Origin of the sequence: Mesorhizobium sp. M0676 (assembly GCF_040320535.1) — a bacterium.
Classification (GTDB): Bacteria; Pseudomonadota; Alphaproteobacteria; order Rhizobiales; family Rhizobiaceae; genus Mesorhizobium.
The window spans coordinates 207,258-228,390 of the sequence record NZ_JAMYPU010000001.1 but is presented as its reverse complement, the minus strand read 5'-3'; the positions used below and the strand labels follow the sequence as shown (position 1 = coordinate 228,390).

22 protein-coding genes are annotated in these 21,133 nt (G+C 62.6%); 10 read left to right on the top strand and 12 right to left on the bottom strand.

What is annotated here, in order from left to right:
* Positions 1 to 124 precede the first annotated feature (124 nt).
* Both NKI35_RS01090 and NKI35_RS01085 read right to left on the bottom strand, forming a co-directional pair.
* A complete protein-coding gene (locus NKI35_RS01090; protein ID WP_023744062.1) occupies positions 125 to 1,312 on the bottom strand; it encodes a Gfo/Idh/MocA family protein in 1,188 nt (395 codons plus the stop codon).
* A gap of 18 nt (positions 1,313 to 1,330) precedes the next feature.
* On the bottom strand, positions 1,331 to 2,386 hold the full coding sequence (locus NKI35_RS01085) for a sugar phosphate isomerase/epimerase family protein (protein WP_023744061.1): 1,056 nt from the start codon (positions 2,384 to 2,386) through the stop codon (positions 1,331 to 1,333).
* A gap of 399 nt (positions 2,387 to 2,785) precedes the next feature.
* Between NKI35_RS01085 and NKI35_RS01080 the strand changes: the two genes are divergently transcribed.
* The 5 genes from NKI35_RS01080 (at position 2,786) to NKI35_RS01060 (ending at position 7,071) form a co-directional block, all read left to right on the top strand.
* Positions 2,786 to 3,673, top strand: coding sequence for a sugar phosphate isomerase/epimerase family protein (locus NKI35_RS01080; RefSeq protein WP_023692016.1), 888 nt, complete (start codon positions 2,786 to 2,788; stop codon positions 3,671 to 3,673).
* A gap of 9 nt (positions 3,674 to 3,682) precedes the next feature.
* Positions 3,683 to 4,852: a mandelate racemase/muconate lactonizing enzyme family protein gene (locus tag NKI35_RS01075; protein WP_352738117.1), complete on the top strand. Its 1,170-nt coding sequence runs from the start codon at positions 3,683 to 3,685 to the stop codon at positions 4,850 to 4,852.
* A gap of 2 nt (positions 4,853 to 4,854) precedes the next feature.
* The gene (locus tag NKI35_RS01070; RefSeq protein WP_352738115.1) at positions 4,855 to 5,571 is read left to right on the top strand and encodes a FadR/GntR family transcriptional regulator; all 717 of its coding nucleotides are present in this window, start codon (positions 4,855 to 4,857) and stop codon (positions 5,569 to 5,571) included.
* A gap of 85 nt (positions 5,572 to 5,656) precedes the next feature.
* Positions 5,657 to 6,634 (top strand): NAD(P)-dependent oxidoreductase, encoded by a 978-nt coding sequence (locus tag NKI35_RS01065; protein ID WP_352738113.1) that lies wholly within the window; start codon positions 5,657 to 5,659, stop codon positions 6,632 to 6,634.
* Between the two features lie 68 nt (positions 6,635 to 6,702).
* Positions 6,703 to 7,071 (top strand): hypothetical protein, encoded by a 369-nt coding sequence (locus NKI35_RS01060; RefSeq protein WP_245261902.1) that lies wholly within the window; start codon positions 6,703 to 6,705, stop codon positions 7,069 to 7,071.
* A 3-nt stretch (positions 7,072 to 7,074) separates the two neighbouring features.
* On the opposite strand, the gene NKI35_RS01055 is transcribed toward NKI35_RS01060, so the two are convergent.
* The gene (locus tag NKI35_RS01055) at positions 7,075 to 8,373 is read right to left on the bottom strand and encodes an amidase (protein ID WP_352738284.1); all 1,299 of its coding nucleotides are present in this window, start codon (positions 8,371 to 8,373) and stop codon (positions 7,075 to 7,077) included.
* A 115-nt stretch (positions 8,374 to 8,488) separates the two neighbouring features.
* Here NKI35_RS01055 and NKI35_RS01050 point away from each other — a divergent pair, with 115 nt between their 5' ends.
* Positions 8,489 to 8,836 (top strand): GFA family protein, encoded by a 348-nt coding sequence (locus tag NKI35_RS01050; RefSeq protein WP_023692020.1) that lies wholly within the window; start codon positions 8,489 to 8,491, stop codon positions 8,834 to 8,836.
* Positions 8,837 to 8,838: 2 nt separating this feature from the next.
* Here the strand turns inward: NKI35_RS01050 and NKI35_RS01045 are convergent, their stop codons facing one another.
* Positions 8,839 to 9,747 carry an SDR family oxidoreductase gene (locus NKI35_RS01045; protein ID WP_352738111.1) on the bottom strand — a complete coding sequence of 303 codons (909 nt, stop codon included), beginning with the start codon at positions 9,745 to 9,747 and terminating at the stop codon, positions 8,839 to 8,841.
* A 94-nt stretch (positions 9,748 to 9,841) separates the two neighbouring features.
* Between NKI35_RS01045 and NKI35_RS01040 the strand changes: the two genes are divergently transcribed.
* Complete coding sequence (locus tag NKI35_RS01040; protein ID WP_023692022.1) at positions 9,842 to 10,420, top strand: TetR/AcrR family transcriptional regulator; 579 nt, start codon at positions 9,842 to 9,844, stop codon at positions 10,418 to 10,420.
* Positions 10,421 to 10,458: 38 nt separating this feature from the next.
* Here the strand turns inward: NKI35_RS01040 and NKI35_RS01035 are convergent, their stop codons facing one another.
* From NKI35_RS01035 to NKI35_RS01005, 7 genes are all read right to left on the bottom strand, one after another.
* Positions 10,459 to 11,544, bottom strand: a complete 1,086-nt coding sequence (locus NKI35_RS01035; protein WP_023669844.1) for an ABC transporter ATP-binding protein — start codon at positions 11,542 to 11,544, stop codon at positions 10,459 to 10,461.
* Positions 11,544 to 12,647: an ABC transporter ATP-binding protein gene (locus NKI35_RS01030; RefSeq protein ID WP_023692023.1), complete on the bottom strand. Its 1,104-nt coding sequence runs from the start codon at positions 12,645 to 12,647 to the stop codon at positions 11,544 to 11,546. The genes NKI35_RS01035 and NKI35_RS01030 overlap by 1 nt, the downstream gene beginning before the upstream one ends.
* A complete protein-coding gene (locus tag NKI35_RS01025) occupies positions 12,644 to 12,865 on the bottom strand; it encodes a hypothetical protein (protein WP_352738107.1) in 222 nt (73 codons plus the stop codon). Before NKI35_RS01025 ends, NKI35_RS01030 begins: the two co-directional genes overlap by 4 nt.
* Entirely contained in the window at positions 12,862 to 13,821 is a 960-nt protein-coding gene (locus NKI35_RS01020) for a carbohydrate ABC transporter permease (RefSeq protein WP_023682998.1), read from the bottom strand. Before NKI35_RS01020 ends, NKI35_RS01025 begins: the two co-directional genes overlap by 4 nt.
* Position 13,822: 1 nt before the next feature.
* On the bottom strand, positions 13,823 to 14,728 hold the full coding sequence (locus NKI35_RS01015) for a carbohydrate ABC transporter permease (protein ID WP_023682997.1): 906 nt from the start codon (positions 14,726 to 14,728) through the stop codon (positions 13,823 to 13,825).
* Positions 14,729 to 14,795: 67 nt separating this feature from the next.
* A complete protein-coding gene (locus tag NKI35_RS01010) occupies positions 14,796 to 16,112 on the bottom strand; it encodes an ABC transporter substrate-binding protein (RefSeq protein ID WP_023669849.1) in 1,317 nt (438 codons plus the stop codon).
* A gap of 360 nt (positions 16,113 to 16,472) precedes the next feature.
* A complete protein-coding gene (locus NKI35_RS01005) occupies positions 16,473 to 17,156 on the bottom strand; it encodes a TetR/AcrR family transcriptional regulator (RefSeq protein WP_023828301.1) in 684 nt (227 codons plus the stop codon).
* 111 nt (positions 17,157 to 17,267) lie between these two features.
* On the opposite strand from NKI35_RS01005, the gene NKI35_RS01000 reads away from it, so the two are divergent.
* The 3 genes from NKI35_RS01000 to NKI35_RS00990 are packed head-to-tail and all read left to right on the top strand — an operon-like array spanning position 17,268 to position 19,751.
* A complete protein-coding gene (locus tag NKI35_RS01000; RefSeq protein ID WP_352738105.1) occupies positions 17,268 to 18,461 on the top strand; it encodes a Tm-1-like ATP-binding domain-containing protein in 1,194 nt (397 codons plus the stop codon).
* Between the two features lie 13 nt (positions 18,462 to 18,474).
* Positions 18,475 to 19,329 carry a phosphoenolpyruvate hydrolase family protein gene (locus NKI35_RS00995; RefSeq protein ID WP_023712290.1) on the top strand — a complete coding sequence of 285 codons (855 nt, stop codon included), beginning with the start codon at positions 18,475 to 18,477 and terminating at the stop codon, positions 19,327 to 19,329.
* 5 nt (positions 19,330 to 19,334) lie between these two features.
* Positions 19,335 to 19,751, top strand: a complete 417-nt coding sequence (locus NKI35_RS00990) for a cupin domain-containing protein (RefSeq protein ID WP_352738103.1) — start codon at positions 19,335 to 19,337, stop codon at positions 19,749 to 19,751.
* Between the two features lie 171 nt (positions 19,752 to 19,922).
* On the opposite strand, the gene NKI35_RS00985 is transcribed toward NKI35_RS00990, so the two are convergent.
* Positions 19,923 to 21,113: a M24 family metallopeptidase gene (locus NKI35_RS00985; protein WP_023712289.1), complete on the bottom strand. Its 1,191-nt coding sequence runs from the start codon at positions 21,111 to 21,113 to the stop codon at positions 19,923 to 19,925.
* Between the last annotated feature and the right edge of the window lie 20 nt (positions 21,114 to 21,133).

The window sequence follows — 21,133 nt, the reverse complement described above, 5'->3', positions numbered from 1 at the left end:
GACAGCCCCTCCCCGTTTGACGGCGCGCGCTGGTTTCTTTCGCATCTCGCACCATGCGCCCTCATTCGGCCGCTTCGCGGCCACCTTCTCCCCGAAGGGAGAAGAGACTTGGCGCCGGCGCTCCCTAAAGTTTCGTCCACGCCCCGTTCTTCTTCGATGACTTAACGCAGGCCTCGATGAACGCCATACCTTCGACGCCGTCCTGGATGGTCGGGAACACCACGTCCTTGCCCGGCTTGCCGCCCTTCTTGCGTGCCGCGCGGATCGCCCGCGCCGCCTCCTGGTAGATGTTGGCGAAGCCTTCGAGATAGCCTTCCGGATGGCCAGACGGAACGCGGCTGACGCGTCCCGCAACTGGCAGCGCGCCGGCGCCGTTGCGGGTGAGCAACTGCTTGGGCTGGCCGAACGGCGTGTACCAGAGATAGTTCGGATCGGCCTGCACCCATTCCAGCCCGCCTTTAGAGCCATAGATGCGCAGCTTCAGCCCGTTCTCGTGGCCCGGCGCCACCTGGCTCGCCCAGATCATGCCCTTGGCCGGATGCACCTTGCCGACCGGCTTGAAGCGCAGCATGACATTGACATTGTCGTCGAGCAGCCGCCCCGGCACGAAAGCGTCGAGATCGGCCGACAGGGAATCGAGCTCCAGACCCGAGACGAAGCGCGCCAGATTGTAGGCGTGCGTGCCGATGTCGCCGAGCGCGCCGCCCGCGCCCGCCTGCTTGGGGTCGGAGCGCCACGCCGCCTGCTTCTGGCCGGTGGCGGCAAGATCTTCGGTCAGCCAGTCCTGCGGGTACTCGGACTGAACGATGCGGATGTCGCCAAGCTGCCCCTTGGCCACCATCTCGCGCGCCTGCCGGATCATCGGATAGGCAGTGTAATTGTGCGTCAGCACGAACACCTTGCCGGTCTTTTCAACCACGGCCGCGAGCTTCTTGGCCTCGGCCAAAGTCGTCGCCAGCGGCTTGTCGCAGATGACGTGGATGCCCGCCTCGAGGAAGACCTTGGCCGCCGGCACGTGCACATTGTTGGGGGTGACGATCGCCACCGCCTCGATGCCGTCCGGGCGCTTGGCCTCGGCCTTGGCCATCTCGGCATAGGAGGCGTAGCTGCGCGCCGGGTCGAGACCGAGTTCGGCGGCGGAAGCCTTGGCGCGCTCGGGATTGGCCGACAGGGCGCCGGCCACCAGCACGAAGTCATTGTCCATGCGCGCCGCGATCCGATGCACCGCGCCGATGAAGGCGCCTTGGCCGCCGCCGACCATACCATAGCGGATCGGGCCGCCCCCCGCTTCCGAATTCGATGCGCCGACCATGTCTTTCTCCTGCTTGTCTCAAATACCCATCATGGCGCGCAGCATCTTCTTGTCGGTGGTGCCGCCGGCGAAATCATCAAAGGCCTTTTCCGTCACCCGGATAATGTGGTGCTGGATGAAGGGCGCGCCTTCGGCCGCGCCGTCCTCCGGATGCTTGAGGCAACACTCCCACTCCAGCACCGCCCAGGAATCGTAGCCATACTGGGTAAGCTTGGAGAAGATGCCGCCGAAATCGACCTGCCCGTCGCCAAGCGAGCGGAAGCGGCCGGCGCGATTGGTCCAGCTCTGATAGCCGGAATAGACGCCTTGCCGCCCCGTCGGATTGAACTCGGCATCCTTGGCATGGAAGGCCTTGATCCGCTCGTGATAGATGTCGATGAATTCGAGATAGTCGAGCTGCTGCAAAAGGAAATGCGATGGGTCGTAGTTGATGTTGCAGCGCTTGTGGCCGCCAACCGCATCGAGGAACATTTCGAACGTGGCGCCGTCGAAGATGTCCTCGCCAGGATGGATCTCATAGCCGACATCGACGCCGTTCTCGTCATAGACGTCGAGGATCGGCTTCCAGCGCTTGCCGAGTTCGGCAAAGGCCTCCTCGATCAGCCCGGCCGGCCGCTGTGGCCAGGGATAGAGATACGGGAAGGCCAGAGCGCCGGAAAACGTCACCGAGGCTTTCAGGCCAAGATTCTTCGAGGCCTTGGCGCCGAACTCCATCTGTTCGACCGCCCATTTCTGCCTGGCCTTGGGGTTGTTGTGCACCGCAGGCGGTGCAAAGCCGTCGAACTGGGCATCATAGGCCGGGTGCACCGCCACCAGCTGCCCTTGAAGATGCGTCGACAGTTCGGTGATCTCGACGCCGGCATCCGCGCAGATGCCTTTCACCTCGTCGCAATAGGTCTTGGAAGATGCCGCCTTCTTGAGGTCGAACAGGCGTGCATCCCAGGTCGGGATCTGCACGCCCTTGTAACCGAGACCGGCCGCCCATTTGGTGATCGAGGCCAGCGAATTGAACGGCGCGGTATCCCCCGCGAACTGCGCCAGAAACAGCCCCGGACCCTTCATTGTCGACGGCATCGGCATCCTCCCAATTCATTTTTCCAAGGACCAAGCATAGCGCCTGATGAAAGCAGGGCCAGCCTCTTTGGTCTCTTGCGATGTGCATTCTCGTATCGGCATTCTGGTATTACCAAATACCGAAAATCGGTCAAGCCATTTGACTCACGCGCAAAGCTGCCAGGGCATTCCATTTTTGGCGATATATACCAGCATAATCAATACGGTACACAGATGCCGATATCGCATGGCGGCGGTTCTTGCCGCGCGACAAAAATTGCTGTAGACCTCCATTAGGGCCCAATTGGTCGAACCAGTTGCGCAAAAACGCTGGAGCGCCTTGGGGAGGAAACACGCGACGCGCCTTGTGGGGCGCATCGCAGGCGAACTGGCACAGACGAATTCTGGGAAGGATAGACCATGCATCTTTCGACGCACAACTGGATGCGCGCGGAACCGTTGGAGGTGACGCTGAAGCGCATCAAGAAATTCGGCTACGAGTCGATCGAGATTTCCGGCGAGCCCGAGCAATACAAGACCAAGGAGACCCGCGCGCTGCTGAAAGAATACGGCATCCGCTGCTGGGGGTCGGTGACGCTGATGCTGGGCGAACGCAACCTTGCCGCCAGGGACCAGGGCCAGCGCGAACGCTCGGTGCAGTACGTCAAGGACGTGCTGACCATGGTCAGCGAACTTGATGGCGAGATCATAACGCTGGTGCCCGCGACCGTCGGCAAAGTGGTACCGGACGGCACCGAGGAAGAGGAATGGAAGTGGGTGGTCGACGCCACCCGCGAATGCTTCACCCATGCCAAGAAGGTCGGCGTCAAGATCGCGGTCGAGCCGCTCAACCGCTTCGAGACCTATCTGTTCAACCGCGGCGCGCAGGCGTTGGCCCTGGCCGATGCGGTCAGCCCCGAATGCGGCGTCTGCCTCGACGCCTATCACATCCATATGGAAGAATTTAACGTCCATGACGCGATCCGTCAGGTCGGCAAACGGCTGTTCGACTTCCACGTCGCCGACAACAACCGCTTTGCCGCCGGCCTTGGCCAGATTGATTGGCCACGGATCGTGCAGACGCTGAAGGAAGTCGGCTATGACGGCGCGCTGACGAACGAATTTGTCGCGCCAGTCGACCGCACACCCGCCGCGCCCTATCCCGACATGGTCGAGCGCAATCCGGTCGACATTTCTCCCGAACAGCTGAAGTTCATCCAGGATCACGGCTCCAGCGTGCTGACGGAGAAATTCTACACCGACCAGATGCGCATCACGGCCGAAACGCTGCTGCCGCTGATCAAGTAGCCGATCGGGATGCGCATCAAAACGGTCCAGGCGTGGTGGGTCCGCGTGCCGATTGAGGCCGCGAAGCAGCATCGCAGCGACTTTGGCCAGGTGACGACGTTCGACGCCGCCATCCTGCGCATTGAGACTGACGACGGGCTGATCGGCTGGGGCGAGGGCAAGAACGCCGCCGGCAGCGCCGGCAGCTATGGTGCGCTGGTCTACATGCTGAATCAGGAGGTCGGGCCGCAGCTGATCGGCCGCGACCCCGCCGACATCGGCATGATCTGGGAGATGCTCTACAACGGCGTGCGCCATGACAGTGCCGCGCGCGCCGGCCATGCCATGCCGCAGCTGGCGCGGCGCGGCATGAGCATTGCGGCAATCAGCGCCGTCGATATCGCGCTCTGGGATATTCTGGGCAAGTCGTTGGGACAGCCGGTGTGGCGGCTCATCGGCGGCCGCAAGCTCGACCGCATGCCGGCCTACGCCTCCGGCGGCTGGGCTGCCGCCGACGCTATCGGCGAGCAGCTCAAATCCTACATCGCCAAAGGCGGCTTCAAGGCGCTGAAGATGCGCGTCGGCGCCATGGACGGCGCCCCGCACATTTCCGCCGCCCGCGTCCGCGCCGCACGGCAGGCGCTCGGTCCTGACGTCGAGTTGATGGTCGACGCGCATGGCACCTATACGGTGGCCGAGGCCAAGCGCTTCATCAGCCTGGCCAGGGATCTCGACCTCGCCTGGTTCGAGGAGCCTGTTATCGCCGACGACAAGGCTGGTATGGCCGAGGTGCGCGCCTCGGGCTCGATCCCGATCGCCACCGGCGAAAGCGAAGCGACGCGCTACGCCTTCCGCGATCTCGCGGTGCTGAAATCCGCCGACATCTTCCAGCCGGATCCGGCCTTTTGCGGCGGTATCAGCGAGGCGATGAAGATCGGCACCATCGCCAGTGCCTTCAATCTGCGCTTTGCCCCGCATCTGTGGGCCGGCGCGCCATGCTTCTTCGCCGGCCTGCATGTTTGTGCGGCCTCGCCTGCCAGTTTTACCGTCGAATATTCGCTCGGCGCCAACCCGATGATCCACGATCTTATCGAAGAGACTGTCGAAGCAAGGGACGGTATGATAGCGATCCCTGAAAAGCCGGGTCTGGGATTCACCATTTCGGAGCGGTTCCTGGAGGCGCACGCGCAACGCGGTTGACGATGAAAGAAAAGAACCTTCTCGCCGAGCTCGCCGCCTATCTCTTCGCCCATTCGGACAAGGAGACCGGCCGCACGCCTTCGGAGCGCGAACTGGCGGAGCATTTCGTCGTCAGCCGCGGCCAGATCCGCGAAGCGCTGGCCATTCTGGAGGCCATGCGCATCGTCGAGCGCCGCGCCAAATCCGGCATCTATGTCTGCACCAGGCAGGCCAGTGTAGAAGCCTTGGCTCTTTTCGCCCGCGCGGGCCTGCCGCTCGATCCGGTGCAGATCTACGAGACCGTCGAACTGCGCAAGATCCACGAGATCAAGGCCGCCGAACTTGCCTGTTCGCGTGCCACCGAAGAGAATTTCGAACGCCTGCGGGAGATCCTGAAAGCCTCGGAGGAGTGCATCGCCGCCGGCGAAGGCCTCGCCAAGGAAGACCGCGAATTCCACCTCGAAATCGTGCGGGCGACCAAGAACGGCGTCTTCCACAATATCTGCAGTGTCTATTACCTGATGGGCGAGCAGCGGCTGCCGATCTACTTCAACGATCCCGAGCGCTCAGTGCGCTCGCATGCCGAGCATATCCAGATCTACGAGGCGCTGCTGCGTCGCGACGGCAATCTCGCCCAGGCGCTGATGAGCGCCCACCTGCAAGGCGCGGAAAGCTACTGGAAGGGGATCATCGAGGGCCGGGAGGCGCAAGCGCAAAGCCTGGCACTTGAGAAGGTCTAGTGCAATTCCAGAAAAGGTGTGAAACGGTTTTTCTGGGAAAAGCGCGCGGCGCTTTCCTTTGAGAATTGCGACTAGCGAGAGCCCCATGCCCAGAATCCTGTCGACGCACACGCTGCATCCGGGTGCCTCCGCAATGCTGGCGGGCGCCGGTGAACTCGTCGTCGCCTCAGCGCTTGATGCGGCAACGCTGACCGCCGAGGCGAAGCATGCCGACGTCATCATCGTTCGCGCACCGCTGCCGCCGTCGCTGTTCGAAAACGCCACGAAACTCAGAGCAGCGGTCCGCCACGGCGCCGGGCTCGACATGGTGCCGATGGAGGCCGCGGCCGCGGCCGGCGTGCTGGTCGCCAACGTGCCGGCGGTCAATGCGCGTTCGGTCGCTGAATATGTGATGTTCGCGGCCCTTGCCCTGCTTCGGCGCTTCCGTTCGGTCGACCGCGACTTGCGCGCCAAGGGCTGGAATGCCGGCCGCGACCACGCCAGCCATGCCAGCGAGCTTGCCGGCAAGACCATCGGCATCATCGGCTTCGGCGCCATCGGTCAGGCAGTCGCCCATATCGCCGCGCACGGCTTTGGCCTCGACGTCGTGGCGACGACCCGCAGCATGCAGCCGGCACCCGACAGGATCGGCTTCCTGTCGATCGATGCGCTGGTCGAACAGAGCGACATCATCGTGCTCTGCTGCCCGCTGACGGAAGAGACGCGCGGCTTGATCAGCCGCGAACGCATTGCCCGCATGAAGCCCGATACGCTTTTGATCAACATTTCGCGCGGGCCGGTGATCGATGACGAGGCGCTGATCGAGGCCTTGCGCAAGGACCGCATCGGCGGCGCCGCGCTCGATGTCTTTGCCACGCAGCCGCTGCCGCCGGCTCATCCCTATTTCAGCTTCGACAATGTCATCGTCACCCCGCACATGGCCGGCATTACCGAGCAGTCGATGATGCGCATGGGGGTGGGTGCTGCCGGCGAGACCTTGCTGGTGCTGGCCAACCGGCTGCCTGTCAATCTGCGCAATCCCGACGTGGTCGAGCATTACCGCAGACGGTTTCCTGCCGACTGACGTTTCTGCAAGCCGCCTCAATTTTCGCGGATTTGGCGTCGACCTTCGCCGATATGGTCAAGAGCGTCGTGAGAGTTCTTCTTCTGATTGCCGGTACAAGCGTAGGGACAGCCAAGGCTCAGGCCGAAAGCAGCTACGTGCCTTGCGACAACGGCCTGCGCTGCGTGATGGCGCCCTGCCCTTCTACCAGCGCGCTCGACCTCGCCACCGGAAAGGTCGTCAAGGGTGTGTGGGTCGACATCGACGGCTTGCCGCAGCAGGACAAGGCGCTTGACCTTTCCGACAAGCTCTATGCCGGCAAGCTCGTTGTCACAGGAACAATCGAGAACCGCCCACACAGCTTCAACGGCAAGCAGCACGACGTGCCGACATTGTTCGCGACGGGCATCCTACGCACCGCCAAGGACAGCGAACGCAAGCACTGCTCGTCGGGTTGACTATTACCGACCAAGCAGCCGCTCGATTTCAGCCGCGATGCGCAGCAGATGGTGGTCATGGCCATTGCGCGCCACCAGCATCAGCCCGGCCGGCAGCGTCATGCCGGGCATCGGTAGCGAGATCGCGCAGAGGTCGAACTGGTTGGCGACCTGGGTGTTGCGCAGCAGCAGACCTTCAGTGCGTTCACGCAGAGCCGTATCCTCGGCCATCGAAACGATAGTCGGCGCTGTCGCCGGCGTGGTCGGCAGAGCCAGCACATCGACCGAACCCAACCGCTCGTCCATGGCTATGCACAGTGCCGCGCGACGACGCATTGCCCTGATATAAACCGGCGTCGGTATGGCCGCCGCCCGCGACAGCGGCCCGCTTACATGGGGATCGACCGGCATCGATGCGCCCGTCGCCAGCCAGTCGGCATGGATTTCAGCACCTTCCATGGCCGCGATCGAGCCGCGTTTGGTGGCCAGGCGCAGATCGGCAATGAGGTCGTCGATCGAAATGTCCGTGAGCCACGCGCCTGCCTGCTCGATCCCGGCAAGGCTGCGATCGAACGCGGCGGCAATCTCCGTTTCCGTGTCTTCGAAAAGCAGGCCGCGCGGAATGCCGACACGAAGCCCGGCAAGCGCTAACGGCAGGTGCAGTTGCGGCATCTGCTCGCCCGTCATCGCGGCGTCAGCCAGGGCACACGCAGCAACACTCAGCGCCAGCGGCCCGATCGAATCCAGCGTCGCAGAAAGGGGATAGGCACCAGTCAGCGGCACGCGCCGCGCCGTCGGCTTGAAACCGACGACGCCGTTCAGCGATGCCGGGATGCGCACCGAACCGCCGGTGTCGGAGCCGATGGAAATGTCGCTCGTCCCCTCGCCAACGGACACGGCGGCGCCCGACGACGAACCGCCCGGAATGCGGCTGGTGTCGGCGGCATTGCCCGGTGTGCCGTAGTGCATGTTGTCGCCGATGGCGGTGAAGGCGAATTCGGTCATGTTGGTCTTGCCGATGATGACGGCGCCGGCCTGGCGCAGACGGTTGACGACCGCAGCGTCGTGCCGACGGGGCGCGGTGTCCCTCAACATCAGCGAACCGGCCGTGGTCGATTCACCGGCGACATCGAACAGATCCTTGATCGAGATGATGGCGCCGTCGAGCGGCCCGAGCGATACGCCGGCCTTCTTGCGCGCATCGGTGGCCTCGGCCGCTGCGCGCGCCGCCTCGGCATAGAGTTTGGTGAACACCTTCTCGCCTGCCGCGCAATTGGCAAGACGTGACAGGATGATCTCAAGACGATCGCGGATTGATTGCATGTCGATGTCGGATTCCGTCAAGGTGGAGCGTCTTTAAGGCATATGGGCCGCTAGGTCAGCGGAAGGAATAACCCGGACAGCGTGCCTTTGCACCTGCCAGCGATAGGAAGAGATGATGCTGTACAAAGGCAGCTGCCACTGCGGCAAGGTAGCGTTCGAATTCAAAGCCGAACTGACCGGCGCCGTGCGGTGCAATTGTTCGATGTGCAGGCGCAAGGGCGTGCTGTTATGCGCCATCCCGCATGACAGCCTGAAGGTGCTCGCATGGGGCGATGATCTCGGCACCTATACGTTCAACAATCACGTATTGGCGCATCGCTTCTGCCGGACCTGCGGCATCCATCCCTTCGCCGAGGATGTCAGTCAGGGCAACGAACGCAGCGCCTACGTCAACCTTAACTGCGTTGCGGATATTGATGCTGTCGGTCTGTCGATTTTCGACTTCGATGGCCGCTCGGTCTAAGCTTACCGGTAACCCGCGGCATCGGCAGGTTTGCCGGCGTCCTGTACCTCCGGAACATAGCGCCAGGCGTCCGGGCGTGAGCCGTCGAGATCGGTAAAACCATAAATCTGCGCCAACCCACCGCTGGACAGCGACTGGCCGTTCCAGCGCGCACGATCCGGATCCGCCGCAAGCGACGCGACCGCGCGGCCGACAAAGCGCGGCGTTTCGGAAATGACGAAATGCGGCACGTTGGCGGTGGCGTCGCGCCAATTGTCTTCGGTGACGCCAAACGCCTCCAGCATCATTTCGGAACGCAGCCATCCGGGCGTCAGCGACACCGAGGTGGCGCCATGCGCAGCAAGATCTTTGGCGTGTGCCCATGCCATGCGGTTCACCGCGACCTTGGCGAGATCGTAGAACGGCGACAGCCGATAGTGATCGGCATTGTACTCGGCGGTGCCGTCAGTGACCTCGACCAGCAGCCCGCCCGGCCGCTCGATCATCAGCGGCAGCGCATGATGCGCGGTGATCAGATGCGTGTCGATGCCGAGCCGCAACAGGCGCAGGCCGTTTTCCAGATTGTGGTCCCAGACCGGCTTATTCCACTCGAACAGCTTTTCGCCGCCCCAGATATCGTTGACCAGAATGTCGAGCCGACCCTGTTCGGCCCGGATGCGCTCGACCAGACTGCGCACATCATCACTCACCATATGATCGACTTGCACGGCAATGCCCTTGCCGCCATGCGAACAAACCAGCTCCGCCGTCTCCTCGATGGTTTCGGGCCGGGCATAGTCGGATTGCTGGCTGCGTGTGGTGCGCCCGGTGACATAGACGGTGGCGCCGGCGGCGCCGAGTTCAACCGCGATCCCCCGCCCGGCACCACGCGTGGCGCCGGCGACCAGGGCGACCTTTCCTTGCAACGTCATGGTAGTCTCCCAACCGAATCTATCGACCAAACCGATCTGGCTTACGCCGCTCGCATTATATATAAATGATTATTCGGTTATTTGAGATGTCAAGGTGACGCGACCAAAAACCAAATCCGACGAGCAGGTGCTGGAAGCCGCGTTGGGATTGATTCACGAACATGGACCCGAGGCGCTCACCTTCGAGCGGCTGGCAAAGGCGTGCGGCCTCTCTGGCGCAACACTGGTGCAGCGTTTCGGCAACAAGGCGCAGCTGAAGCAGCGCACCTTGCTGCAAGCGTGGGATGGCCTCGATGCCAAGACGAGGGAACTCGCAGCCACCGTTCCCAAAACGCCGGCCGGCGCGATCGAATTGCTGGTGGGGCTGTCGCAGGGCTACGGCGGCATCGAAGCCTACGCCGAGGGCCTGCTCGTCCTGCGCGAGGATCTGCGCGACCCCGTGCTCAGGGCGCGAGGCGCCGCCTGGAAAGCGTTCCTGAGCGAGGCCCTTGCGGCTTGCTTGGCCGGAACGCCCGACACCCCGCGCGACATCGGCCTGCTGATGGCATCGCATTGGCAGGGCTCACTGCTGTGGTGGAGTTTTGACCCGACGATCGAGGTGGCCACCTATGTCGAGGAAAGCCTCAAGTGCTTCGTTGCAGCCATCACCAAAACAGCGGCCCGAAAACCGTGATGGGCCGCTGCGCAAGCTGGGAGTGGATGTAGTCTAAATTAGCTGGCGTGCCGCAAGCTCACGCCGCTGCCCTTGTCGAACAGCACCACCTTGTCCTGATTCCAGGCAAAGCGCACCGGCTGCTCGATCTGGACATCGGTTCTGGCCGGCACCGTGGCGCGTAGCGTAGTGTCGCCGACCCGCAGAGTCAGGATCTTTTCCACGCCATGGTTCTCAACATCGTGGACGCGTGCCTCGACCGGCGCACCGCTTTCAAGATACACATCCTCAGGTCGAATACCGAAGACGAGCGGGCGACCGTCGGTCGCACCGCCCGCCTTGGCACCCCCAGAGAAAGGCAGTTCGAAATTCAGCGGCGCCATCACCGCGCGGCCGTTGACCAGCTTGCCATCGATCAGGTTCATCGGCGGCGAGCCGACGAAGCTCGCCACATAGGTATCGCGCGGGTTGTTATAGATCTCGTGCGGCGTGCCGGTCTGGATGATGCGGCCATGGTTGAGCACGCCCACTTTGTCGCCCATCGACATCGCCTCGATCTGGTCGTGGGTGACGAACAGAAAGGTGGCGCCAAGCTGGATCTGCAGGTTCTTCAGTTCCGTGCGCAGCGCCTCGCGCAGTTTGGCGTCCAGCGCCGACAGCGGTTCGTCCATCAGGAACACGCGCGGCTTGCGCACGATGGCGCGCCCGATAGAGACGCGCTGCATTTCGCCGCCTGAAAGGCGGTCGGTCTTGCGGTCGAGCAGATGCTCGATCCGCAGTGTCTTGGCCGCTCGTGCAACACGGTCCTTGATCTCGGCATCCGGCAGCCGACGTATCTTCGGCTTCAGCGGGAATTCGAGATTTTCGCGGACCGTATAGCGCGGATAGAGCGAATATTGCTGAAGCACCAGCGCCACGTCGCGCTCGGCCGCACCCCAGTCGGCGACGTCGACGCCGTCGATGAACACCTGACCCTCGGTCGGCTTTTCCAGACCCGCGATCATGCGCAGCGTCGTCGTCTTGCCGGCGCCGGTCTCGCCGAGCAGCACGAAGAACTCGCCATCGGCGATCTCGAGATCGAGCCCGGTCAGTGCGGTGTGGTTGCCGAAGCTCTTGGAAATATTCTTGAGCTGGATATGAGCCATCAGAGCCTCACCTCAAGCGACTTGCCGCTTGCCGTGTCGAAGAAATGTGCCTGCGCCGGATCGATCCTGGCGAAAACCTTTTCGCCCGGGCCGCCGACGAAGCCGCTCTTGGTGCGCGCGCGCAGCATCTTGGAGCCGACCTTGAGATCGACAATGTCAAACGAGCCGAGCGGCTCGACGATCTGTGTCTCGACCGGCACGAAACCCTCCGCCGCTTCATGGCGCACCAGCACGCCTTCCGGCCGGATGCCGAGCGCAAGCTGGCCGCCGGCATGGCCGTTGAGCTTGGACAAAAGCGTGCGCGGGAATTCGAAGCCGGCGGCAGCGCCACCGAGGGTGACCGAGGCCGCCGAAGCGGTCTCGGCGATCGCCGCGTCGGCGACGTTCATCACCGGGCTGCCGACGAACTGCGCCACGAACAGATTGGCCGGATGCGAATAGACCTCGTCGGGCGAACCGACCTGCTGCAGCACGCCCTCATGCATGATCACGATGCGGTCGGCGAGGCTCATCGCCTCGATCTGGTCGTGCGTGACATAGATGGTGGTCGAGCCCTGTTTGATGTGCAGCCGCTTGATCTCGGCCCGCATCTCTTCGCGCAGCTTGGCGTCGAGGGCGCCGATCGGCTCGTCCATCAGCATCGCCTTCGGCCGCCGCACCAGAGCCCGGCCGATGGCCACACGCTGCATGTCGCCGCCCGACAGCGCCGACGGCTTCTTGGCCAGCAGTTCCGTGATCTGCAGCGTCTTGGCGACCGAGCGCACCTCGCTATCGATCTCGGCCTTGCTCTTGCGCGTCGCGCGCAAGGGAAAAGCAATGTTCTCATAGACGCTCATATGCGGGTAGAGCGAGAACGACTGGAACACCATGGCTATGTCGCGGTCGGCGGCCTTGAGGTGTTGCACCGGCTTGCCGTCGATGAGGATGTCACCGCCGTCGATCGTCTCCAGCCCGGCAACCGCCCTCAATGTCGTCGTCTTGCCGCAACCCGACTGACCGAGCAGCACGATGAACTCGTTGTCGTCGATCTTGAGGTTGAGGTCCTTGATGACCTGGACCGCACCGAAGAATTTCTGGACGCCGCGAAGCTCAATCTGGGTCAATGCTCTGCTCCCGGATTGCGCACCTGGCCGGTACCGGCCTTCTCCGCCGGCGCGATCTTCGAGCTGATGTTGAAGCCGATCAGGCCGATCAGGATGATGGTCACGCCATAGCTGTGCAGCAGCAGGTTCCACGGCTGGCAAAGCGCGATGATGCCGAGGACCATCAGCACCTGAGACCCCGGTTCGAGATATTTCTGGTTGATGGCTCGAAAGCTCATTTGCGGATCGCTCCGAAGGACATGCCGCGCAGCAAATGGTTGCGGAGCAGGAAGGTGAAGATTGCGACCGGCAGCAGGAACAGGAAGGTTCCGGCGGCGATCACCGTCCAGTCGGGCAGGCCGGCGCCGACCTGGCTGGGGATGAAGGGCGGCGCCGTCTGGGCGCGGCGGTTGGTCATGATCAGCGCGAAAGCATACTCGTTCCACGCCGTGATGAAGCAGAAAACCGCGGTCGCGGCGATGCCGGTGGCGGCCTCCGGCAGCACGATCTTGAAGAAGGCTTCCATGCGGGTGTAGCCGTCGACCAGCGCTGCCTCTTCATACTCCTTCGGGATCTCGTCCATGAACCCCTTCATCAGCCACACCGAAAAGGACAGGTTGAAGGCGGTATAAAGGATGATCAGCCCGATATGGGAATCGTTGAGGCCGACGGCCCGGTACATCAGGAACATCGGGATCGCGACCACCACCGGCGGCAGCATGCGCGTCGACAGGATGAAGAAGAGCAGATCCGCCTCCCCCTTCACCTTGAAGCGCGAGAAGCCGTAGGCGGTGAAGGTACCCATGCCGACAGCCAGCACCGTCGAGGTGATGGCAATGATCAGCGAGTTCATGAAGCGGCTCGGATAGCCGGACCATTGCACCTGGCCCTTGCCGTCGCGCACGATCTTTTCACCGCCGTCGAACACGACACGTTCCCACCAGGGTGCCGCCGCATACTCTTCCGGCGACGGCGGGTTGCGCATCTGCGAGCGCTTGGTGAACAGCTTGACGAACGGTGATATCTCGGGCTGGAACACCACCGTCGGCGGGATGGTCGTGGCAAGATTGCGCGGCTTGAACGCCGTCGAGGCGATCCAGTAGATCGGCGCCAGGAAGATGATCGTCACCAAAAGGACGGCGACGATGGCGACGCGATTGAAGCCTATTTCGGAAGAAGTGCGGACGGCGGCCATCTCAGCGCTCCTTCACCTTGTTGAGGTACTTGACGTAGATGTTGGTGATGGCCAGCACCATGATCAGCACGATGTAGGCGAGCGCGCAGGAGCGCCCGGTCTGCCATTCCTGGAACGCCATCTTGTACAGCCGGATAGAGATCAGCTCGGCCGTCGGCTGGCTGGTCAGGATATAGGCGAGGTCGAAGGTCTTGAACGCTTCCATGGTGCGGAAGATGACCGCGATCATCAGGATCGGCGCGACCAGCGGCAGCGTGATGCGGAAGAAGGTGTAGAACGGTCCGGCGCGGTCGATCGCCGCTGCTTCGTAGAGATGCTTCGGCACCGCCGAAAGGCCGGCCAGCGACAAAAGCATGACGAAGGGCGACCACATCCAGATGTCGGTCAGCGCAACCGCATAGAGCGCCATCTTGGGATCCGCCAGCCACTCGAAATTGCCGAGGCCAAGCGCATAGTTGATGACCCCCCATGACGGATCATAGAGCAGTTTCCAGAACAGACCGACGACGGCCATCGACAGCATCATCGGCAGCAGCAGCAGCGTTGTGATGAGACCCTTGAGGGGAATATCCCGGTTGAGCAGCATGGCCACGCCGAAGCCGACGAGCAGCTGACCCGCGACCGAGATGATGACGTACTTCGCGGTGATGGCGAAGTTGGACCAGACATAGGGATCGTTGAGCAGGTCGCGATAATTCTGCAGCCCGACGAAATTTGCCGGCGCGTTGGTCGACGCGCGGAAATCGGTGAAGGAATAGCCCAGCGAATAGATCAGCGGGAAAATGTTGAAGACGATCAGGAACAGGATCGTCGGGATTATGAAGAGGTTGCGGATCGACATGTCGCTCAAGCCGCGTGCAGCGGCCCGCGAGGAAGTGTCCAGCGTGGTGATCATCGTGGTCGCCAAGACCCTGCTCCCGTTTCGGAAAAAAGAACGGAGGAGGCACGGATGCCTCCTCCGCGAGAAAAGCTGCTTATTGGCCGCGGCCGTATTTCTTGAACGTCGCGTTCCAGTCGCCTGCGAGCGCGTCCAGCGTTTCCTTGGCGGTGCCTTCGCCGCCGATCATGTAGGGATAGACGCGCTGGTTGAGCTGCTGCAGCAGCTCGGCATATTCCGGCACCGCCCAGAAGTCCTTCACCTTGAACATGGTCTCGTAGAAGGCCTTGTTGTACGGCGTGGCGTTCTGGAACTCCTCCGACTTGAGCACGGCGGCACTGCAGGTGTAGCCGCCGAGCGCCGCCCACTTCTTCTGGGTCTCGTCCTTGATGAACCATTCAAGGAACTTCGTCGCCTCTTCCTGCTTCTTGGAGTAGGAAACGATGGAGATGCCCTGACCGCCGAGTGCGGCGAACTGATCGCCGTTCGGGCCTGGAGGATTGGCGAAGAAGCCGGTGTTCTTGGCGTTCGGGTTCGACGCCTCGTTGATCAGCGAGGGGAAGAACGCGAAGTAGTTCATGCTCATCGCGGCCAGGTTTTCGGTGATCGCCTGATTGTCCTCCACGAAGAACGACTTGGCCCAGCCCGGAGGCGTGAACGTGTAGAGTTCCTTGTAGGCGTCGAGTGCGGCGATTGCCTTGTCGGAGTTGATGAAGCCGTCGACCTTGTAGGTCTTGTAGTCACCCAGTTCGCCGCCGAAGGAGAACAGCGCGTTTTCGAAGCCCATCGCCATCGCGTCATAGGAATTGTCGGTGTAGATGGCGATGCCGTATCGCTTCTGATCCGGCCGGTAGAAGAACTCCGCGATGTCGCGCAGCGCCTTGAAATCCTTCGGCACGTCGAGATCGTAGCCGTACTTGGCCTTGAAGGCTTCCTTTTCCTTCGGGTCCTCGAACCAGTCCTTGCGATAGGACCAGCCGACAGCGTCGCCTTCGAGCGGGATCGCCCAGTACTTGCTGCTGCCGCCCGGATACTCGGCGTAATATTTCACCGTTGCCGGCGCCATCACTTCGCCAAGCTTGTGCTTGTTGAAGAAGTCGGTCAGGTCGACATAGTGGCCGCCGGTCGAGCCGGCGCCGAGCCATTGCGAGTCGCCGACGACCATATCATAGGCGTCGCCATGGGCGTTGAACTCGGTGAAAGCCTTGGTCTGGAAGTCGGACCAGGGCGTGGTTTCTACCGTGATCTTGACGCCGGTTTCCTTCTCGTACTCGTTGCCGAGTTCCTGCAGATAATTGGCCGGATCCCATTCCGCCCAAAAGATGGTGAGTTCCTTGTCCTGCGCGTAGACGGACGTTCCGCAGGCAAGTACTAAGCCGATACCAGCAAGCAGGCTGGTCATTGTCTTGCGCATAATGATTTCCTCCCTTGTGCGCATTCTACCTTGTCATGCGAGCCGGCGGTGAAGCCGGCCCTGGTAGTTCCTCCCGAGATCGCACCTTTCCGGTTCCAAGCCTCCTCGCTTTGCCGGAAAATGGATCGCAGCTCTCACTTTTGATCCGCTTTTTCTGTCCTGATCTGGTATTACCAATTTTGGATAGCCGTCAAGCTCTTTCTTGGATCACCACCGGACCTTGTATAACCGGATTTTTCATGTATCCGACTGTTTTCCCTGAATTTTCCTACTCGTTGATATAGGAGAGCCTTGTTTCGGCACTGCCATCCCGGTTAACATCAATAGTGGGCATCCAAATCTGGTCGAACCAGATTGGCGCTATTTCGCCAATGCCGCTGTCGGGGCCGCATCGATTTCAGCCGTTGATTCCGCCACCGCGGCGCGCACAAGGGCGCCCGCCGCCCATTGCGCGACCGACCGCATGCCGCGGCTATCGAGCCCCCATATATCCTTCAGCACGATCAGCACTTCGACGCCGAACATCATCGACAGCGCCTGCGCCAGGCGCTTGAACTCGCGCGGCGGCAGCCGGCCCTTGAGCGGTGCGATGGCATCCTTCAGCAGCTGGACGCGATGTCCGCGCGTGAATTGCGGCTCGCCGCCCAGCGTGCCCGCCTGCCGCTGCGCCCACTGGTCGAGCGACAGTTTCAGCGCTGCCTTGAAAGTTGCCTCGAAAGCTTCGATGCGCGGCATGGCGGTATCGAACAATTCGGCAACGCGGCGCCCGGCATCGGTGGACGTCGATTGCCAGGTCAGGATCGGCCCAAGCCCCTCGTCAACCACCGCCTGCACCAGGGCTGCCTGGCTGGGGAAATAGCGATAGGCGGTGGCGCGCGACACTTGCGCCGCCTCCGCGACTTCGCTGACCGACGGGGTGACGCCCGCCTGCATCAGCCGCGTCGCCGTCTTCAGCATCAGCCGTTTTGTGCGGGCCCGTGGGCCGCGTTCGGCAGCCTCGTTGGCGTCGTCGCTCCCAGCGGCTTGTTGACGTGAGACATCCATGTCAATACGATACGCGCGTCTCAAAAAATTGCAATGACCTTTGCCCACCGAAAGGCCGGCAAAGGGCGACAGGCGGTCCGGCGCCGGTCGGCCGGTGACGGGAGAAACGCGATGAAGCGCATCTACGTGGTGGGCACAGCCGACACCAAGGGCGAGGAACTTGCCTTCCTGGCCGATGCTATTGCCGCCACCGGCAGTTCGGTTGCCCGCGTCGACATCGGAACGCGCGGTGCCACGGTGCCGGTCGATATCCCGGCCAGCGAGGTCGCGGCGCATCATCCGGGTGGAGCCAGTGGCGTGCTCGGCATCGATGATCGCGGCACGGCAGTGGCCGGCATGGGCGCCGCCTTCACCGGTTTCATTCAGTCGCGCGACGACATATCAGGCGTGATCGGCATTGGGGGCGGCGGCGGCACGTCGATCATCACTGCTGGCATGCGCGCGCTGCCGCTTGGGCTGCCCAAGATCATGGTCTCGACGCTCGCCTCCGGCGACACCGCGCCCTATGTCGACGTCTCCGACATCATCATGATGCCATCGGTCACCGATATGGCGGGACTGAACCGGCTCTCCCGCACGGTGCTGCACAACGCGGCGCAAGCGATCGCCGGCATGGCCGCAAAGCCGGCGCCGACTGCCACCGGCAAGCCGGCACTCGGGCTCACCATGTTCGGCGTCACCACGCCTTGCGTGACCGCCATCGCGGATCAGTTGCGCGCCAACTATGACTGCATGGTTTTCCACGCCACCGGCACCGGCGGCCGCTCGATGGAGAAGCTCGCGGACTCGGGCCTGCTCGCCGGCGTCATCGACATCACCACGACGGAAGTCTGCGACCTGTTGTTCGGCGGCGTGCTGCCGGCGACGGAAGACCGCTTCGGCGCTATCGCCCGCACCAAGCTGCCCTATGTCGGCTCGGTCGGCGCGCTGGACATGGTCAATTTCTGGGCGCCGCCGACCATTCCCGAGAAGTTTAGGGGCCGGCTGTTCTACGAGCACAATCCCAACGTCACGCTTATGCGCACCACGGCGAATGAATGCCGCGGCATAGGCGAGTGGATCGGCACCAGGCTCGCTCGCTGCGAGGGCCCTGTGCATTTCCTGATCCCCGAAAAAGGCGTCTCGGCACTCGACATCGAGGGCGGCGCCTTCTTCGACCTCGAAGCCGACGCCGTGCTGTTCGATGCCATCGAGCGCACCATCAGGCCGAGCGCCACGCGCCGCGTCACACGCCTGCCGTTGCACATCAACGATCCGGAATTTGCCAAAGCCGCAACCGCGGCCTTCCTCGACATCGCCAGATAGTGAGAGCCAACAAATGCCCGCAATACCGCGCAAAGACATATTGAAGAAGTTCAAGGCGATGATCGCCGACGGCGTGCCCATCGTCGGGGGCGGCGCCGGCACCGGCCTGTCGGCCAAGGCCGAGGAAGCCGGCGGCATCGACCTCATCATCATCTACAATTCCGGCCGCTACCGCATGGCCGGGCGCGGCTCGGCTGCCGGCCTGCTCGCCTATGGCAACGCCAACGAGATCGTCAAGGAAATGGCCTACGAGGTGCTGCCGGTGGTCAAAAAGACGCCGGTGCTGGCCGGTGTCAACGGCACCGATCCCTTCGTCATCATGCCGCTGCTGCTTGCCGAGCTGAAGACGATGGGCTTTTCCGGCGTGCAGAATTTCCCGACCATCGGCCTGTTCGATGGCAGCATGCGCCAGAGTTTTGAGGAAACCGGCATGGGCTTCGGGCTGGAGGTCGACATGATCGCCGAGGCGCACAAGCTCGATCTTCTGACCACGCCCTATGTCTTCAACCCCGACGAGGCGCGCGCCATGACAAAAGCCGGCGCCGACATCGTCGTTGCCCATATGGGGGTGACGACCGGCGGCTCGATCGGAGCCACGTCGGCCAAGTCGCTCGACGACTGCGTGGTCGAGATCGACGCCATCGCCAACGCGGCGCGCTCGGTGCGCAAGGATGTCATCCTGCTTTGCCATGGCGGGCCGATCTCGATGCCGGATGATGCCCGCTACATCCTCGACCGCTGCAAGGGCCTGCATGGCTTTTATGGCGCGAGTTCGATGGAACGGCTGCCGGCTGAAGCCGCGATCGCCAGGCAGACGGCGGATTTCAAGGCCGTCACGCTGCACGACCAGAAGAAAAAGAAGGGATGAGATCAATGACCGACAAGAGCAAGGTGTTCGTATACCCGAAGGACGTGAGCGCCTTCGGCTTTGACTGGGGCAAGCTGTCGCTGACAGTCGCGCCGGAAGTAAATGGCGCGACGCGCTTTTCCGGCGGCGTCGTCGACCTGCCGTCAGGCAAGGGCCACTCGCGCCACAACCATCCCGGCGCGGAAGAGATCATCTTCGTCATCTCAGGCAATGGCGAGCAGATGGTGGAGGACGAGGAGGGCAATCCGGTCGTCGCCAAGGTCGGCCCCGGCTGCACCATCTATGTGCCGGAAAGCCGTTTCCATTCGACACTGAACACGGGCGATGGGCCGATGCAGCTCTTCGTCGTCTATTCGCCGGCCGGACCCGAACTGGTGCTGCGGGAGTTGCCGGATTTCAGGTTGATCCCGGCGGGGAAGTAATCGCGAAAGGCCCCCTTCATCCGGCCGCTTCGCGGCCACTTTCTCCCCGAGGGGGAGAAGAGGCAGAAGCCAGCGCCGGCGCAAACTCCTCTCCCCTCGGGGAGAGGTCGGATAGCCCCGAATTGCCCTTCGCAATTCGGATGGCAATCCGGGTGAGGGGGTAGCGCCGAGCTAGGCTATCCCACCTCTATTCCACCCCCGTGCCCGATCCCCAAACATCACATACCCCGCATCCGTCACCGCCAGTGTATCCTCCAGCTTGATGAACCCCCGCGTCGGGTGAAGCATGGTCGTCTCCACCGACAGCACCATGTTCGTCTCCAGCGGCTTGGCCGAATAAGTGCCTTCATAGGTGACCGGGTGGTTGGTCATCAGGAACGGCGCTTCATGGGTGATCAGGCCCATGCCATGGGCGAAGAAATCCGTATAGGGCGCGACCTTCGACGCCTTCAGCACGCCCTCCGCGTGCGAAATCATATCGCCGCCGATGGTGCCTGCCCTCACCTTCGAGAACGCCGCCTGCTGCACCGTCTCGACCTCGGCCAACAGATCTTCCAGCTCGGCATCCGGTTCGCCCAGAATGCCCATGCGGCAGAGATCGCCGATATAGCCGTGATAATTGCCGCCGGAATCGATCGACAGCACCTCGCCCTTTTTCCAAGCCTGCGGTGACGCCGCACGGTTGTGGCTGGAGCCCAGCGTCAGCAGGCAATATTCGAAATGCGCGCCGCGATTGGTCTCCTCGCGCCTGAGCTGCTCGATCATCTCGGCCTTGGTCGTGCCTTCGCGCGCCCACTGGATAGTCGCCAACATGGAATCGGTGATCAGCTCGGAGGCGATGCGCAGCTTCTCCAGCTCGGCGTCTGTCTTGATGGCGCGCATGCGCTCCAGCATGTCGGTCGCGTCGATCAGCTTCGCGTCCGGCAACGCCTTGCGGATCAGCGCATAGGCATCGGACGGCAGGAAGGCCGGCTCGATGCCGATGCGGGCGCCTGCCTTGCCGATCTTGCTGACATGCTCGACCGCAAGATTGGCGGCGTCGAGCGTACCCCAGCAGGCGGCATGCAGCGTCGGCGTCCAGAACGGGTTGTTCTGGTGCTCGGCGCCTTCCATGCGGTTGCCGATATAGGCGGCATGATCCGGCCCGCCCTTCTCATAGACGACGACAGGCAGATAGCGGCTGTGGCCAATCGCATCCATGGCGGCGAAGAAGATGAATTTGTAGCCACCGAGCAGATATTGCGTGTTGTGCTTGGACGTCGCCAGCAGCACATCGATGCCGGCTTCCTCCATCAGCCGGTCGACCCTTGCCTGGTCGAACGGGATATTGCTGACGGCATTCTTGCCCGGGGCAATGTTCATTGTTCTCTCCCTGATTTCCG

Excerpts from the sequence above, each read along its gene's own strand:
- NKI35_RS01090 (WP_023744062.1), bottom strand. The coding sequence starts at position 1,312 with ATGGTCGGCGCATCGAATTCGGAAGCGGGGGGCGGCCCGATCCGCTAT.
- NKI35_RS01085 (WP_023744061.1), bottom strand. The coding sequence starts at position 2,386 with ATGCCGTCGACAATGAAGGGTCCGGGGCTGTTTCTGGCGCAGTTCGCG.
- NKI35_RS01080 (WP_023692016.1), top strand. The coding sequence starts at position 2,786 with ATGCATCTTTCGACGCACAACTGGATGCGCGCGGAACCGTTGGAGGTG.
- NKI35_RS01075 (WP_352738117.1), top strand. The coding sequence starts at position 3,683 with ATGCGCATCAAAACGGTCCAGGCGTGGTGGGTCCGCGTGCCGATTGAG.
- NKI35_RS01070 (WP_352738115.1), top strand. The coding sequence starts at position 4,855 with ATGAAAGAAAAGAACCTTCTCGCCGAGCTCGCCGCCTATCTCTTCGCC.
- NKI35_RS01065 (WP_352738113.1), top strand. The coding sequence starts at position 5,657 with ATGCCCAGAATCCTGTCGACGCACACGCTGCATCCGGGTGCCTCCGCA.
- NKI35_RS01055 (WP_352738284.1), bottom strand. The coding sequence starts at position 8,373 with ATGCAATCAATCCGCGATCGTCTTGAGATCATCCTGTCACGTCTTGCC.
- NKI35_RS01050 (WP_023692020.1), top strand. The coding sequence starts at position 8,489 with ATGCTGTACAAAGGCAGCTGCCACTGCGGCAAGGTAGCGTTCGAATTC.
- NKI35_RS01045 (WP_352738111.1), bottom strand. The coding sequence starts at position 9,747 with ATGACGTTGCAAGGAAAGGTCGCCCTGGTCGCCGGCGCCACGCGTGGT.
- NKI35_RS01035 (WP_023669844.1), bottom strand. The coding sequence starts at position 11,544 with ATGGCTCATATCCAGCTCAAGAATATTTCCAAGAGCTTCGGCAACCAC.
- NKI35_RS01025 (WP_352738107.1), bottom strand. The coding sequence starts at position 12,865 with ATGAGCTTTCGAGCCATCAACCAGAAATATCTCGAACCGGGGTCTCAG.
- NKI35_RS01020 (WP_023682998.1), bottom strand. The coding sequence starts at position 13,821 with ATGGCCGCCGTCCGCACTTCTTCCGAAATAGGCTTCAATCGCGTCGCC.
- NKI35_RS01010 (WP_023669849.1), bottom strand. The coding sequence starts at position 16,112 with ATGCGCAAGACAATGACCAGCCTGCTTGCTGGTATCGGCTTAGTACTT.
- NKI35_RS01005 (WP_023828301.1), bottom strand. The coding sequence starts at position 17,156 with ATGGATGTCTCACGTCAACAAGCCGCTGGGAGCGACGACGCCAACGAG.
- NKI35_RS01000 (WP_352738105.1), top strand. The coding sequence starts at position 17,268 with ATGAAGCGCATCTACGTGGTGGGCACAGCCGACACCAAGGGCGAGGAA.
- NKI35_RS00995 (WP_023712290.1), top strand. The coding sequence starts at position 18,475 with ATGCCCGCAATACCGCGCAAAGACATATTGAAGAAGTTCAAGGCGATG.
- NKI35_RS00990 (WP_352738103.1), top strand. The coding sequence starts at position 19,335 with ATGACCGACAAGAGCAAGGTGTTCGTATACCCGAAGGACGTGAGCGCC.
- NKI35_RS00985 (WP_023712289.1), bottom strand. The coding sequence starts at position 21,113 with ATGAACATTGCCCCGGGCAAGAATGCCGTCAGCAATATCCCGTTCGAC.